This window comes from Pseudomonas sp. R151218B TE3479 (genome assembly GCF_053629195.1).
On the sequence record NZ_JBRJHV010000001.1, the window covers coordinates 6,332,433 to 6,346,978 of the forward strand.

Consider the following 14,546-nt stretch of genomic DNA (forward strand, 5'->3'; position numbering starts at 1 on the left):
GCCATGCGCGTTCTGATCATCGAAGACGAAGAAAAAACCGCGGACTACCTGCACCGCGGCCTGACCGAACAGGGCTACACCGTGGACGTGGCGCCGGACGGCATCGAAGGGCTGCACCTGGCCCTGGAAACCGACTATGCGGTGATCGTGCTCGACGTGATGCTGCCGGGCCTGGACGGCTTCGGCGTACTGCGGGCCTTGCGCGCCCGCAAGCAGACACCGGTGATCATGCTCACCGCCCGGGAACGGGTCGAGGACCGCATCAGGGGCTTGCGCGACGGGGCCGATGACTACTTGGGCAAGCCCTTCTCGTTCCTCGAGCTGGTGGCCCGCCTGCAAGCCCTGACCCGCCGCAGCGGTGGCCATGAACCAGTGCAGGTGAGCATCGCCGACCTGTGGATCGACCTGATCAGCCGCAAGGCCACCCGCGCCGGCCAGCGCCTGGACCTGACCGCCAAGGAGTTCTCCCTGCTCAGCGTTCTGGCTCGCCGCCAGGGCGAAATCCTTTCGAAAACCGCCATTGCCGAAATGGTCTGGGACATCAACTTCGACAGTGACGCCAACGTGGTGGAAGTGGCGATCAAACGCTTGCGGGCCAAGCTCGACGGGCCATTCGAACAGAAGTTGCTGCACACCATTCGCGGCATGGGTTATGTGCTGGAGAGTCGCAGCGATGAGCGTCCCTGACAGCATCGCCCTGCGCTTGAGCGCCATGTTCACCCTGGTGGCGGCGCTGGTGTTCCTGTTGATCGGGGGCGGTTTGTACCAACAGGTCGGCAAGGGCCTGGGCCTGTTGCCCGAAGCCGAGCTCGATGCCCGCTACAGTGTCCTGGAGTCCACCGTCGGCCGCTACGGCACGCCTGAACACTGGGTGAAGATCAACAACAAGCTGCGATTGCTTGGCGAAGAAGACAAGCGCATCCATTTTTGGATCGTCAGCGACGATCCGCGCTTTGAATACGGCGATCCCGATGCGCAGATCCGCACCTTTGCCCAAGGCCCGCTGGGTAAACGCGACCTGACGTTGCCCCATCGTCATTACCCGATGAAAGTGCTGGTGAGCCAATTCCCAGCCAAGGACCAACGCCCGCCGCTGCGCTTCATGATCGGCATCGACACCGAAACCTTCTACCAGACCCAGCATCGCCTGTTGGTGGCGCTGGTGAGCCTGGCGATTGTCGGCGTGCTCCTGGCCTCGTTGCTGGGCTACTGGGTCGCACGCATCGGTCTCAAACCGCTGATCAAGCTGTCCGAGGAAGCCCGGCGCCTGGCCCCACCCCGCCTGTCCGGGCGCTTGCAACTGTCGCCCTTGCCGCCGGAGCTGAGCCAGTTCGTCAGTTCGTTCAACGCCACCCTGGACCGGGTCGAACAGGCTTACTCGCGGCTGGAGTCGTTCAACGCCGACGTCGCCCATGAATTACGCTCGCCCCTGACCAACCTGATCGGCCAGACCCAGGTGGCGCTGACCCGTGGGCGTTCGGCTGAACATTACTTCGAAGTGTTGCAATCGAATCTCGAGGAGTTGGAGCGGCTGCGCTCGATCATCAACGACATGCTGTTCCTGGCCAGTGCCGACCAGGGCAGCAAGGCCACCAAGTTGACCAGCGCATCCCTGGCCGGCGAAGTGGCGACCACCCTTGATTACCTGGACTTCATTCTGGAGGATGCCCAGGTCCAGGTCCGGGTCAGCGGCGACGCACAGGCCAACATCGAGATCGCTCACCTGCGGCGGGCGCTGATCAACCTGCTCAGCAACGCCGTGCAGCACACCGCGCCCGGGCAAGTGATCGACGTGCACATCGAAGCCCTTGGCGACCAGATCACCCTTGCCGTCACCAACCCCGGCGAACCGATCGCTGGCGAGCATCTGCCACGCCTGTTCGAACGGTTCTATCGCGTCGATGCCTCGCGCAGCAACAGTGGCGCCAACCATGGGCTGGGGCTGGCCATCGTCAAGGCCATTGCACTGATGCATGGTGGCGATGTGTTTGTGCACAGCGACCAGGGTGCCAACACGTTCGGGATCCGCTTGCCAGCCTGACGCCCCTCCCGCCATAGGTTCGTACGCATCATCAGATCTTTCCAGGCCAATGAATGCTGGGCGAAAGCCAACTGTAGCAAAATCCGAATACCGTCCGAACGCGCCCCCCAGCTTTCATTAATTACCGGGTAATTGCGCAAACACTGATTGCCCGCTCTCATTGATCCAAGCACAATCAGCAAAAGGCCAGCATCTGGGTCATTGCCGGTTTGCAATCCTTTGGGACGGATCCCAGCCACATGACAATGCAGACATCGGAACCATGAGCGCGCGCAGTGCGACACCCGGCAACACCCCGCTTTCGAGACGTTCGGAACGGGTACTCGTACTGGCCAGCTCGCTGGTTGTCATTGCCATCCTGAGCATCGTGACGTTTCTGTTGATCCGCGAACATGCCGCCGCACAACAGGCTGCGACCCGTGCGGCGACCAATATCGTGCAATTGATTGACGCCGATGTGCTGCGTAACGTGGAACTCTACGATCTGTCGCTGCAAGGCCTGGTCGCCGCCGCCAAACGCGACGACCTGAAAGACGTTTCGCCGACGATTCGCCATCTGGCGCTGTTCGACCGCGCCACCGCCGCCCCCTACAAAGGCGATATCCTGCTGCTCGACAAGCATGGCGATGTCATCGCCGACTCCGCTTCGGTCGAACCGCGCAAAGGCAATTACGCCGACCGGGAGTATTTCCAGTCCCATGTCCAGGACCCGAGCCTGGGCATGATGATCAGTCGCCCGTTCCGTTCCAGGAGTCACGCGCAAGATTGGCGCATCAGCTTCAGCTATCGACTGAGCGACGACCAGGGTGAGTTCATGGGCGTGGCCGAGGCCGCGATGCGTTTGAATTACTTCAACCAATTGTTCAAGAGCCTGAACATCGGTCATGGCGGCACAGTCAACTTGGTCAGCCGAGACGGCATTCTATTGGCGCAAGAGCCGCCCTTGGCAGAAGACCTGACGGGCAAGGACTTCAGTAAGCGGCCGAACTTCGTGCGCATCCTGCGCGAAGGCAACGGCAGCTTCACCAGCGTGTCCGGTCAGGACCAGAAGCCGCGCCTGTACACCTTTTCCCAGGTGGGCGACTTGCCATTAATCGTCGTGGTAGCGCTCTCCTCCCAAGAGGTCTTCGCCTCATGGCGACGCACGGCATTGTTGGTCAGCGGCGCCACCGGCGCGCTGTGCATCGGTTTGCTCTGGCTCACCTGGCTGCTGCGCCGCGAATTGCGCCGCCGTTACAGAGCTGAACGGGAATTGGCCCAACTGGCGTCCGTCGACGCCCTCACGGGTCTGGCCAACCGACGGACACTGGACGAGACGTTGCAACAGGAATGGCTGCGCGCCCAACGTTCGGGCCAACCGTTGTCTGTGCTGATGATCGATGCCGATCATTTCAAGGCGTTCAACGATCGCCATGGTCATCAACAGGGTGACGAGGCCCTGCGCACCTTGGCGCAATTGATCGGCCAGCATGTCCGACGCCCCGCCGACCTGGCGGCGCGCTATGGCGGTGAGGAGTTCTCGGTGGTGCTGCCGGAAACCACCACCGCTGGCGCCTTCACCATGGCCCAGCATATTCGCGACGCGGTGGAACAACTGCCACCGGTGTCCGAGGGGGAAGCGCCCATGACGGTCAGTATCGGCATCGCCACTTGGGCACAAGGGCCATATGGCGAACTCGAACAACTCTTGTTCGCCGCCGACAAGGCGCTGTACCAGGCCAAGGCCACCGGACGCAACCGTGTGGTCTGCGCAATGTAACACCGCAACCCCCAAAGGCTATGGACACGGCGCGCTCTGTGGCGAGGGGATTTATCCCCGCTGGGCTGCGCAGCAGTCCTACCCACTGCAACTCGGTGCGCCAGGCTGATTGAGTCGTCTGCATTGGGGCTGCTTCGCAGCCCAGCGGGGATAAATCCCCTCGCCACAGGGCTTAGCTGATCCTCAGGAAACAGCCATAAAAAAAGGCCACCCAAAGGCAGCCCTTAAAAACTAGAGAGGTTTTTTGCTTACACAGCCGCGACAGGGCGCATGTAAGAGATTGGTGCGGTGCTGGCGTCTTCGAACGTCACGACTTCCCAAGCATCTTTCTGCTCAATCAACTTGCGCAGCAACTGGTTGTTCAGTGCGTGGCCGGACTTGAAGCCCTTGAACTCACCAATCAGGCTATTGCCCAGCAGGTAGAGGTCGCCGATTGCATCGAGGATCTTGTGCTTGACGAATTCGTCTTCATAACGAAGACCGTCTTCGTTCAAGACACCATCGGAATCGACCACGATCGCGTTTTCAACACTGCCGCCGAGTGCGAGGTTGTGCTTGCGCAGGTACTCGATATCACTCATGAAACCAAAGGTACGGGCGCGGCTGACTTCTTTTACGAACGAAGTGCTGGAAAAATCCACGCTTGCACTCTGGGTGCGGTCACGGAAAACCGGATGATCGAAATCGATCTCGAAGCTCACCTTGAAACCTTCGAAAGGGACGAAAGTGGCGCGCTTGTCGCCGTCTTCCACTGTCACTTCCCGCAGGATGCGGATGAACTTCTTGGCTGCGTCCTGCTCTTCCAGGCCAGCCGATTGAATCAGGAATACGAAGGGTCCGGCACTGCCATCCATGATCGGGACTTCGGACGCGGAGAGCTCGACGTAGGCGTTATCGATGCCCAGGCCAGCCATGGCCGAGAGCAAATGCTCCACCGTATCCACTTTGGTGTCACCGTTGACCAGTGTGGTCGACATAGTGGTTTCACCAACGTTTTCCGCGCGAGCAGGAATCTGCACCACAGGGTCGAGGTCGGCACGACAAAACACAATGCCGGTGTCGATAGGCGCGGGCTTGAGGGTCAGGTAGACCTTCTCGCCGGAGTGCAAGCCGACACCTGTGGCACGGATAATATTCTTCAGGGTGCGTTGTTTAATCATGGCATGGGCCGCTTCAGCGCAAATTGCGAACTGGTATCAACAAAGGCTGGCGATGATAGCAGACCAGACCTTTGCTGAACACCAATCACCCGTATCCCCCTGATACATTTCATCAATCGGCCTGACGACGCAGGAAAGCCGGGATGTCCAGGTAATCCAAATCGTCTTGCGGATTCATCTTCGCGGCAGTCGCAGTACCGGCCTGGGCCTGGTTGCGCATGACGGTCGGACGGTCCAGGTCACGGTAGTTCACCGCAGGCGCTTCCTGACGCGCAGCCACTTGTTGTTGCGGTTGCGAAGCCATGGAGGTGTGAACGGTGTTGTCGATGACCTTCACAGGCTTCTCGATTTTCGCGCCCAGACCGGTGGCAACCACGGTCACGTGCAACTCGTCGCGCATGTCCGGATCGATAACGGTACCGACCTTGACCATCGCGTGCTCGGAAGCGAAGGCTTCGATGATGCTACCCACGTCGGAGTACTCACCCAGGGACAGGTCAGGACCGGCGGTGATGTTCACCAGGATGCCGCGTGCACCTTGCAGGTTCACGTCTTCGAGCAACGGGTTGCGGATGGCCGCTTCGGTGGCCTCGCGAGCACGGTTCGGACCGCTGGCGCAGCCAGTGCCCATCATTGCCATGCCCATTTCGCTCATGACAGTCCGTACGTCGGCAAAGTCGACGTTGATCATGCCTGGACGCTTGATGATGTCGGAGATACCGCGAACGGCACCGGCCAGTACGTCGTCAGCCTTAGCGAAAGCCGACAGCAGGCTTGCGTCCTTGCCCAGGATGGTCAGCAGCTTCTCGTTGGGAATGGTGATCAACGAGTCGACGCTTTCAGACAGCAGACGGATACCTTCGTCGGCGATCTGCATACGCTTGCGGCCTTCGAAAGGGAACGGACGGGTCACCACCGCAACGGTGAGGATCCCCATTTCCTTGGCCACTTCGGCGATGATTGGTGCCGCACCGGTACCGGTGCCGCCGCCCATGCCGGTGGTGATGAACACCATGTTGGTGCCTTGCAGGACTTCAGCAATGCGCTCACGGTCTTCGAGAGCGGCCTGACGACCGACCTCAGGGTTGGCGCCGGCACCCAGGCCTTTGGTCACGCCAGTGCCCAGTTGCAGGATGGTCCGCGCGCCGATGGATTTCAGCGCCTGGGCATCAGTGTTGGCGCAGATGAATTCAACGCCTTCAATGTTGCTCTTGACCATGTGGTTGACAGCGTTGCCGCCGCCACCGCCGACACCGATTACTTTGATAACCGGGCTAGCGGGGATGTTGTCTACGAGTTCGAACATTTTCCCTCTCCTTTCATTCTCTAGTTTTTTTCGCCTACTGCGTTTGCTGCGTCTTCCAGCGCCAAGCCTGAAACCTGCCGCGTGAAGCTTTGAAACTGTTTAAAAGTTGCCCTTGACCCAAGCCTGGAGCCGCTCGAACAGCGGTGCCTTCGGCTCGTCGCTGCTGTAGCTGTCGCGGCTGCCAATCCCTGAAAACGAGATCCCGTCGGACTGTTTCTGCAGGCCGTACATCAACAGGCCCACGCCGGTGGAATAGATCGGGTTGCGGACCACGTCATCCAGGCCCTTGACGCCATGGGGCACGCCCAGGCGCACCGGCATGTGGAAAATCTCTTCGGCCAGCTCGACCGCGCCTTCCATCTTCGACGTACCGCCGGTCAGCACGATGCCGGCCGGGATCAGGTCTTCGTAGCCGCTGCGACGCAGTTCGGCCTGGATCAGCGTGAACAGCTCGTCGTAGCGCGGCTCGACCACTTCGGCCAGGGCCTGGCGCGACAGTTCGCGCGGTGGACGGTCGCCGACACTCGGCACCTTGATGGTTTCACCGGCACCGGCCAGCTTCGCCAGGGCGCAGGCGTAACGGATCTTGATTTCCTCGGCGTACTGGGTCGGGGTGCGCAACGCCATGGCGATGTCGTTGGTCACCTGGTCGCCGGCAATCGGGATCACGGCCGTGTGGCGGATCGCGCCTTCAGTGAAGATCGCGATGTCGGTGGTGCCGCCGCCGATGTCCACCAGGCATACGCCCAGTTCTTTCTCGTCGTCGGTGAGCACCGAGTAGGCCGAGGCCAGTTGCTCGAGGATGATGTCGTCGATTTCCAGGCCGCAGCGACGCACGCATTTCTCGATGTTCTGCGCGGCGTTCACCGCACAGGTCACCACGTGGACCTTGGCTTCCAGGCGCACGCCGGACATGCCCAGGGGTTCACGTACGCCTTCCTGGTTATCGATCACGTAATCCTGCGGCAGGGTGTGCAGCACACGCTGGTCGGCCGGGATCGCCACGGCCTGGGCCGCGTCGAGTACGCGCTCAAGGTCCGCGGAGCTGACTTCGCGATCACGAATCGCCACGATGCCGTGGGAGTTCAGGCTGCGGATGTGATTGCCCGCCACGCCGACAAACGCCGAGTGGATCCGGCAACCGGCCATCAGCTGCGCCTCTTCGATGGCGCGCTGGATCGATTGCACAGTGGACTCGATGTTCACCACCACGCCTTTTTTCAAGCCGCGGGACGGGTGTGTACCGATCCCGACGATGACCAGCGTGCCGTCGTCCGCGACTTCGCCTACCAGCGCCACCACCTTGGAAGTGCCGATATCGAGACCGACGATCATTTTCCCGCTTTGCACGTTTGCCATGGGTCCTGCCTCTTCTTAATTCTTCGCGACGGCGGGTTCGGCCGTCGTCGGCGCTACAGGTTCCCGCCAGCCAACGGCCAGGCCGTTGGCGTAGCGCAGATCGATGCGCGCAATGTTCGTAATCTGTTCTTTGAGCGTCTTGTCATAGATGGCGATGAAGCGGCGCATCTTTTCCACCAGGTTGCCGCGCCCGAGCAACAGCTCGATGCCCGGCCCCGAGCTGCCCGCGCCAGTGGTCAGGAACCAACTGCCGCGCTCACGCAATTCCAGGCGTGCGATGGAGAAGCCCAACGGCCGCAACATCTGGCTCAACACCTGGTATTGCTGCATCACTTGCTGCTGGGCCCGCTGTGGACCGAACAGTTGTGGTAAATGTTCATAGTTGGCCAGTTCTCGCGGCGTAAACGCTTGGCCCTGGTTGTTCAACAGCGACTCGTCGCCCCAACGGGCCACCGGCAATTGCTCTTCCAGGCGAATCGACACCTGGTCGGGCCACACCCGCCGGACTTCGGCGTGAGCGATCCAGGGCATCTGCTCCAGCTCCGTGCGCATGCCCGCCAGGTCGATGGTGAAGAAACTCGACGCGACGAACGGGGCGATCCGCTGCTGCACGGCCTGCTGGCTGATGTAGCTCAGGTCGCCCTGGACGTTGATCCGGGCGATCGGTCGGTCGGCATAAGGCAGCAACCGTTGCGCGCCTTCATAGGTGCCGAACCCCAACGCCACCAGCAGCACCGGCCAGAACAGGCTCTTGAGGAAACCAAAATTGGCTTTCGGCAAGCGCGCCGACATCGGCTCTTTGGCCACCATTCGGCTGGCACCCCGCGGCACCGGCTTGCGACCGGGTGCGGATGGCTGATGACGAAGCGATGCGCCTTGCATGGCTTAACCTCTTGGCTCTTGAGTGCCGACACTGGCCGCCAGGATCGACAGCACCAGTTGCTGGAAATCCAGACCGGCGGCGCGGGCCGCCATCGGTACCAGGCTGTGATCGGTCATGCCTGGAGCGGTGTTGACTTCCAGGAACCAGAACTGCCCATCGGCGTCCTGCATCACGTCTGCCCGGCCCCAACCGGCGATGCCCAGCGCCTCACAGGCCTTGGCCGTGAGGTCCATCAGTTCTTTTTCCTTGGCAGCATCCAGCCCGCAGGGAATGCGGTACTGGGTATCGTTGGCGATGTACTTGGCGTCGTAGTCGTAGAACGTGTGGGGCGTACCCAGCGCAATCGGGGGCAACACCTGGTCACGCAGGGTGGCGATGGTGAACTCGGGACCGGTGATCCATTGTTCGACCAACACTTGCGAATCGTAGGAACTGGCGTCCTTCCATGCCGCGGTCAACTCAGGCAGCGAATTCACTTTCGCCATGCCGATACTTGAACCTTCATGGGCCGGTTTGACGATCAAAGGGAAGCCCAGTTCCGTGGCCGCCGAAATACAATCGGCCTCGGACGCCAGCACAGCGTGACGCGGCGTCGGAATACCGAGGCTGTGCCAGACCTGCTTGGTGCGCAGTTTGTCCATCGCCAGGGCGGATGCCAGGATGCCGCTGCCGGTGTAGGGGATCCCCAGGCATTCGAGCAGGCCTTGCATGCTGCCGTCTTCGCCGCCGCGACCATGGAGGATGATGAACGCGCGATCGATCTTTTCGCTCAGCAGGCGCTGCAGGAAATCGTCGCCCACGTCGATGCCGAAGGCGTCGACGCCGGCGCTTTGCAAGGCTTGCAGCACGGCGTTGCCGGACTTGAGGGATACCTCGCGCTCGGCGCTCTTGCCACCGAACAGCACGGCCACGCGGCCGAAGGCTTTCGGATCGAGGGTCGAGACCAGGTTGGCGTAGGCAGCAGTCATTTCAATTTCCCCTCGCTGGAGGCCACGATTGCTCCGGCGAATAACGGACTTTTCAACAGTTTCGGGGCCAGGCCACCGATGTCACCGGCCCCTTGGCACAGCAGGATGTCGCCGGCGCGCAGCAACGGCTTGACCAGCGGCGCCAGGTCTACGCCACGTTCGATGTAGATCGGGTCCAACTGGCCGCGCTGACGAATGCTGTGGCACAGCTGGCGGCTGTCGGCCCCGGGGATCGGTTCTTCACCGGCCGGGTAGACTTCCATCAACAGCAGCACGTTGGCGTCGGCCAGCACCTGGACGAAATCGTCATACAGGTCTCGGGTACGGCTATAGCGGTGCGGCTGGTAGACCATCACCAGGCGCCGCTCCGGCCAGCCACCGCGCACGGCCTTGATCACCGCCGCGACTTCGGTCGGATGATGGCCATAGTCGTCCACCAGCATCACGTTGCCGCCGTCCACCGGCAGTTCGCCATAGACCTGGAAGCGTCGACCTACGCCCTGGAACCCGGACAGGCCCTGGACGATGGCTTCATCGCTGACGCCTTCGTCGGTGGCGATGCAGATGGTGGCCAAGGAATTGAGCACGTTGTGGTTGCCGGGCATGTTCACCGACACGTCCAACGGCTCGCGATCAGGGCGCAAGACGGTGAAGAACGTCTGCATGCCTTGCTGACGCACGTTGATGGCGCGCACGTCGGCGTCTTCGCCAAAGCCGTAGGTCACGGTCGGACGCTTGATCAGCGGCAGGATTTCACGCACCACCGGGTCGTCCAGGCACACCACGGCCAGACCGTAGAACGGCAGGTTGTGCAGGAACTCGACGAAGGTTTTCTTCAGTTTGTTGAAGTCACCGTCGTAGGTCGCCATGTGGTCGGCGTCGATGTTGGTCACCACGGCCACCAGCGGTTGCAGATGCAGGAAGCTCGCATCGCTCTCGTCGGCTTCGGCGATCAGGTAGCGGCTGGTGCCCAACTGGGCATTGGTGCCCGCGGCATTCAGACGACCACCGATCACGAACGTCGGGTCCAGGCCACCGGCCGCGAACACCGAGGCGATCAGGCTGGTGGTGGTGGTTTTGCCGTGGGTACCGGCGACGGCGATGCCATGGCGATAGCGCATCAGCTCGGCGAGCATCTCAGCCCGTGGCACCACCGGAATACGGCGCTCCAGGGCGGTGGCGACTTCCGGGTTGGAAGTGTTCACGGCGCTGGAAACCACCAGCACGTCAGCATCGGCGGCGTTCTCGGCACGGTGACCGATAAAGATCTGCGCACCGAAGGACTCCAGGCGCTCGGTGACCGGGGAAGCTTTCAGGTCGGAACCCGAGACCTGGTAACCCAGGTTCAGCAACACCTCGGCGATCCCGCACATGCCCACGCCGCCGATACCGACGAAGTGGATGCGGCGGATACGGCGCATTTCCGGTTGCGGCATGGCTTTGCGATTCTCAACCATGGGCCACCTCCAGGCAGGTATCGACCACTTGGGCCGTGGCATCGGGTTTGGCCAGGCGGCGGGCGGCGCGGGCCATGTCTTCAAGTCGTTGCGGCTGCATCAAAACCTCTGTCAGGCGGGCGGCGAGATCCGCGGCGCCAGTCGTTCTTTGCGGCATCAGGAAGGCAGCGCCTTCACGGGCCAAATAATCGGCGTTACGGGTCTGGTGATCGTCGATGGCGTGGGGCAAAGGCACCAGCATCGAGGGCAGACCGGCGGCAGCCAGTTCACTGATGGTCAGCGCGCCTGCGCGGCAAACCACCAGGTCGGCCCAGCCATAGGCTTGGGCCATGTCTTTGATGAAAGGCTGTACTTGCGCCTCGACGCCGGCGGCGCGATAGCGCTCGGCGGTCACTTCATCGTGGTTTTTGCCAGCCTGGTGAAACACTTCCGGCCGCAGGTCGGGAGCGACCAGCGACAAGGCTTCGGGCAGCAATTTGTTCAACGGTTCCGCCCCCAGGCTTCCGCCCAGGATCAGCAAACGCGCCTTGCGTCCAGCCAGGGCCGGGCGCGGTGTCTCCAGGAACAGCTCGGTACGCACCGGATTACCGGTGGTACGGCGGCTGCCCGACAGGGTAAAGGTGTCGGGAAAGGCTTCACAGACCCGGGCGGCCAACGGCACCAGTAACCGATTGGCGGTACCGGCCACGGCGTTCTGCTCGTGAACGATCACCGGCACACCGGCCAGTTTTGCCGCAACCCCGCCAGGACCGGTCACATAACCACCGAACCCGACCACGCACACTGGGCGCAACCGACGAATGATCGCTCGCGCCTGCCAGATCGACTTGAGCAGCATCAGCGGCGCCTTGAGCAACGACAACTTGCCCTTGCCCCGCAGGCCGCTGGCGTCGATCCGGTGCAGTTCGAGGCCGGCGCCAGGCACCAGTTCGTTCTCGATCCCTCGCGGCGTACCCAGCCAGTGCACGGTGTAGCCCCGCGCCTGGAACTCCCGGGCACAGGCCAGCGCCGGGAACACGTGCCCGCCGGTACCGCCCGCCATGATCAGCACGTTAGCGCCCATGAGTCGGCTCCTCGGCGAAGTCGCTCTCCTGGAATTCCATCTCTTCGCTGCCCAGGTGGGTTCGGCTCTCCCATTCGATGCGCAGCAACAAACCAAGGCAGGCGCAGCAGATCACCAGGGAACTGCCGCCATAACTGAGGAACGGCAGCGTCAGACCCTTGGTCGGCAACAGCCCGACGTTCACACCGATGTTGATCAGGAACTGGCCGATCCACAGGAACGACAAGCCATACGCCACGTAAGCGGCGAAAAACTGCTTGGCCTTCTCGGCCCACAAGCCGATGTACATGCCGCGCACACAGACGAAGACGAACAGGGCGACGGTGCACAGGGAGCCGACGACGCCCAGTTCCTCGGCCAGGACCGAGAACACGAAGTCGGTGTGGGCTTCCGGCAGGTAGAACTGCTTCTGCACGCTGTTGCCCAGGCCCACGCCCAACCATTCGCCGCGACCGAAGGCAATCAGTGCCTGGGTCAATTGATAGCCGGAACCGAACTGGTCGGCCCACGGGTCGGTAAAGGTGATCAGGCGCGCCATCCGATACGGTTGCGCCTGCACCAGCACCGTCACCGCCGCCACCGCCAGCACGACCATCAAGGTGAAACGGAACAGCCCGACGCCACCCAGGAATAGCATCGCCGCCGCCGCGCCCATCATCACCACCGTGGCGCCGAAGTCCGGCTCCATCAGCAGCAGGCCCGCCATGGGCAGCAACACGATGAATGGCTTGAAGAAACCCATCCAGCTCTCGCGCACTTCCTTCTGGCGACGCACCAGGTAACCGGCGAGGTAGATCACCACGAAGACCTTGGCGATCTCCGAAGGCTGAACGTTGAAGAAACTGAAGCCGATCCAACGCATGGAACCGTTGACCTCGCGGCCAATGCCCGGCAACAGCACCATCACCAACAGGCCGAAGGCCCCGAGCAGCATCATCCAGCCCAGGCGCTGCCAGGTGGCGATCGGCACCATCATGGTGACGATGCACGCGCCCAGGCCGATCACCAGGTAGATGAGGTGGCGAATCATGTGATAAAGGGTGTTGCCCGACTGCACGGCCGCCACTTCCGACGACGCGGAGGTGATCATCACCAGGCCCAGGCCCAGCAATGCCAGGCAACCAGCGAGCATCGGGAAATCCAGGTCGATGCCGCGCCCGGTGATCAACGGCGACGGGTACGGTTTGATGATATTCATCAGGCTCATGCCAAGTCCTCCGCAGCCCGGGCGAACAGGTGCCCGCGTTCTTCGTAGTTCTTGAACATGTCAAAACTGGCGCAGGCCGGTGACAGCAGCACCGCGTCGCCCGGTTGCGCGAGAGCGCGGCATTGCTGCACCGCCTCGTCCAGCGAACCGACGCGAACCAGAGGCACGGCATCGCCCAGGGCCTGGGCGATCAATTCGCGGTCGCGGCCCATCAGCACCACGGCACGGCAGTTGGCTGCCACGGGGTCACGCAGGTCCTTGAAGTCGGCGCCCTTGCCATCGCCGCCGGCGATCAGCACGAGCTTGCCTTCGATGTCCGTCCCCAGCCCTTCGATGGCCGCCAGCGCGGCACCGACGTTGGTAGCCTTGGAGTCGTTGTACCAGGCCACGCCATCGAGGTCGCGCACCCACTGGCAGCGGTGCTCGAGACCGGCAAACGTGCGCAGGGCCGACAGCATGGCGTCGAACGGCAGGCCGACCGCATGTCCCAGGGCCAACGCGGCCAGGGCATTGGCCTGGTTATGGGCGCCACGAATCTTCAGTTCGCGCACCGGCATCAGGTTCTGGAATTCGAAGGCCAGGTATTTCTCGCCATTCTCTTCACGCAAGCCGAAGCCTTTGAAATCCGGAACGCCCAGGCCGAAGGACCAGCACGGCATGCCCTCGCCCAGCAACGGACGGGTCAAGGCATCCTGGCGGTTGAACACCACTTGCCGGGCCCCACGGAAGATCCGGTGCTTGGCCAGGTGATACGCCGGCAGGCCGCTGTAACGGTCCATGTGGTCTTCGCTGACGTTGAGCACGGTGGCCACTTCGGCGCCCAGGTGGTCGGTGGTCTCCAGCTGGAAGCTCGACAGCTCCATCACGTACAACTCGACGTCGTCGCTGAGCAGGTCCAGGGCCGGTGTACCGAGGTTGCCCCCAACGGCGACGCGCTTGCCGGCCGCCGCGGCCATCTCGCCCACCAGGGTGGTGACGGTGCTCTTGGCGTTCGAACCGCTGATGGCAATGATCGGCGCCTTGGCGTTACGCGCGAACAACTCGATATCGCCGGACAATTTCACACCACGGGCAGCCGCCGCCTGCAGGGCCGGAGTCGCCAGGGCCAGGCCAGGGCTCACGTAGAGCTCATCGGCGCGGCACAGGAACTCGACGTCCAGCTCGCCACAACGCACGTCCACCTGGGGATAGTCACGGCGCAGCGTGGCCAGCTCAGGCGGATTTTCCCGCGTATCGGCCACGGCAAACGACACGCCCCGGTTCGCCAGGAAGCGAACCAGGGACATGCCGCTCTTGCCGAGGCCGACAACGATGCGGAAGTGGTCAGAAGCGATCAGGGACAC

Annotated in this window: 12 protein-coding genes; 3 read left to right on the forward strand and 9 right to left on the reverse strand. The window is 62.3% G+C overall.

Annotation, left to right across the window (positions count from 1 at the left end):
* Positions 1-3 precede the first annotated feature (3 nt).
* The 3 genes from AB7M32_RS27640 (at position 4) to AB7M32_RS27650 (ending at position 3,800) form a co-directional block, all read left to right on the forward strand.
* Entirely contained in the window at positions 4-687 is a 684-nt protein-coding gene (locus tag AB7M32_RS27640) for a heavy metal response regulator transcription factor (protein ID WP_454251984.1), read from the forward strand.
* Positions 674-2,041, forward strand: a complete 1,368-nt coding sequence (locus AB7M32_RS27645) for a heavy metal sensor histidine kinase (protein WP_454251985.1) — start codon at positions 674-676, stop codon at positions 2,039-2,041. Before AB7M32_RS27640 ends, AB7M32_RS27645 begins: the two co-directional genes overlap by 14 nt.
* 262 nt (positions 2,042-2,303) lie before the next feature.
* A complete protein-coding gene (locus tag AB7M32_RS27650) occupies positions 2,304-3,800 on the forward strand; it encodes a sensor domain-containing diguanylate cyclase (RefSeq protein ID WP_454251986.1) in 1,497 nt (498 codons plus the stop codon).
* A 248-nt stretch (positions 3,801-4,048) separates the two neighbouring features.
* Here AB7M32_RS27650 and lpxC read toward each other — a convergent pair whose 3' ends face one another.
* The 9 genes from lpxC to murD form a co-directional block, all read right to left on the reverse strand.
* The gene (gene lpxC / locus AB7M32_RS27655; protein WP_003178240.1) at positions 4,049-4,960 is read right to left on the reverse strand and encodes a UDP-3-O-acyl-N-acetylglucosamine deacetylase; all 912 of its coding nucleotides are present in this window, start codon (positions 4,958-4,960) and stop codon (positions 4,049-4,051) included.
* A gap of 112 nt (positions 4,961-5,072) precedes the next feature.
* The gene (ftsZ, locus tag AB7M32_RS27660) at positions 5,073-6,266 is read right to left on the reverse strand and encodes a cell division protein FtsZ (protein ID WP_072348503.1); all 1,194 of its coding nucleotides are present in this window, start codon (positions 6,264-6,266) and stop codon (positions 5,073-5,075) included.
* 99 nt (positions 6,267-6,365) lie between these two features.
* Entirely contained in the window at positions 6,366-7,625 is a 1,260-nt protein-coding gene (gene ftsA / locus AB7M32_RS27665) for a cell division protein FtsA (protein WP_003205342.1), read from the reverse strand.
* Positions 7,626-7,640: 15 nt separating this feature from the next.
* A complete protein-coding gene (locus AB7M32_RS27670) occupies positions 7,641-8,507 on the reverse strand; it encodes a cell division protein FtsQ/DivIB (RefSeq protein ID WP_042729561.1) in 867 nt (288 codons plus the stop codon).
* A 3-nt stretch (positions 8,508-8,510) separates the two neighbouring features.
* Positions 8,511-9,476 (reverse strand): D-alanine--D-alanine ligase, encoded by a 966-nt coding sequence (locus AB7M32_RS27675; protein WP_072408888.1) that lies wholly within the window; start codon positions 9,474-9,476, stop codon positions 8,511-8,513.
* A complete protein-coding gene (gene murC / locus AB7M32_RS27680) occupies positions 9,473-10,933 on the reverse strand; it encodes a UDP-N-acetylmuramate--L-alanine ligase (protein WP_060740758.1) in 1,461 nt (486 codons plus the stop codon). Before murC ends, AB7M32_RS27675 begins: the two co-directional genes overlap by 4 nt.
* Positions 10,926-11,996, reverse strand: coding sequence for an undecaprenyldiphospho-muramoylpentapeptide beta-N-acetylglucosaminyltransferase (gene murG / locus AB7M32_RS27685; RefSeq protein WP_092473154.1), 1,071 nt, complete (start codon positions 11,994-11,996; stop codon positions 10,926-10,928). The genes murC and murG overlap by 8 nt, the downstream gene beginning before the upstream one ends.
* Positions 11,986-13,203 carry a putative lipid II flippase FtsW gene (gene ftsW, locus AB7M32_RS27690; RefSeq protein WP_072408884.1) on the reverse strand — a complete coding sequence of 406 codons (1,218 nt, stop codon included), beginning with the start codon at positions 13,201-13,203 and terminating at the stop codon, positions 11,986-11,988. The genes murG and ftsW overlap by 11 nt, the downstream gene beginning before the upstream one ends.
* Positions 13,200-14,546 carry a UDP-N-acetylmuramoyl-L-alanine--D-glutamate ligase gene (murD, locus tag AB7M32_RS27695; RefSeq protein WP_454251987.1) on the reverse strand — a complete coding sequence of 449 codons (1,347 nt, stop codon included), beginning with the start codon at positions 14,544-14,546 and terminating at the stop codon, positions 13,200-13,202. Before murD ends, ftsW begins: the two co-directional genes overlap by 4 nt.

Bases quoted from the DNA above. Each gene is read 5' to 3' on its own strand.
- AB7M32_RS27640 (WP_454251984.1), top strand. From the start codon at position 4: ATGCGCGTTCTGATCATCGAAGACGAAGAAAAAACCGCGGACTACCTG.
- AB7M32_RS27645 (WP_454251985.1), top strand. From the start codon at position 674: ATGAGCGTCCCTGACAGCATCGCCCTGCGCTTGAGCGCCATGTTCACC.
- AB7M32_RS27650 (WP_454251986.1), top strand. From the start codon at position 2,304: ATGAGCGCGCGCAGTGCGACACCCGGCAACACCCCGCTTTCGAGACGT.
- lpxC (WP_003178240.1), bottom strand. From the start codon at position 4,960: ATGATTAAACAACGCACCCTGAAGAATATTATCCGTGCCACAGGTGTC.
- ftsZ (WP_072348503.1), bottom strand. From the start codon at position 6,266: ATGTTCGAACTCGTAGACAACATCCCCGCTAGCCCGGTTATCAAAGTA.
- ftsA (WP_003205342.1), bottom strand. From the start codon at position 7,625: ATGGCAAACGTGCAAAGCGGGAAAATGATCGTCGGTCTCGATATCGGC.
- AB7M32_RS27670 (WP_042729561.1), bottom strand. From the start codon at position 8,507: ATGCAAGGCGCATCGCTTCGTCATCAGCCATCCGCACCCGGTCGCAAG.
- AB7M32_RS27675 (WP_072408888.1), bottom strand. From the start codon at position 9,476: ATGACTGCTGCCTACGCCAACCTGGTCTCGACCCTCGATCCGAAAGCC.
- murC (WP_060740758.1), bottom strand. From the start codon at position 10,933: ATGGTTGAGAATCGCAAAGCCATGCCGCAACCGGAAATGCGCCGTATC.
- murG (WP_092473154.1), bottom strand. From the start codon at position 11,996: ATGGGCGCTAACGTGCTGATCATGGCGGGCGGTACCGGCGGGCACGTG.
- ftsW (WP_072408884.1), bottom strand. From the start codon at position 13,203: ATGAGCCTGATGAATATCATCAAACCGTACCCGTCGCCGTTGATCACC.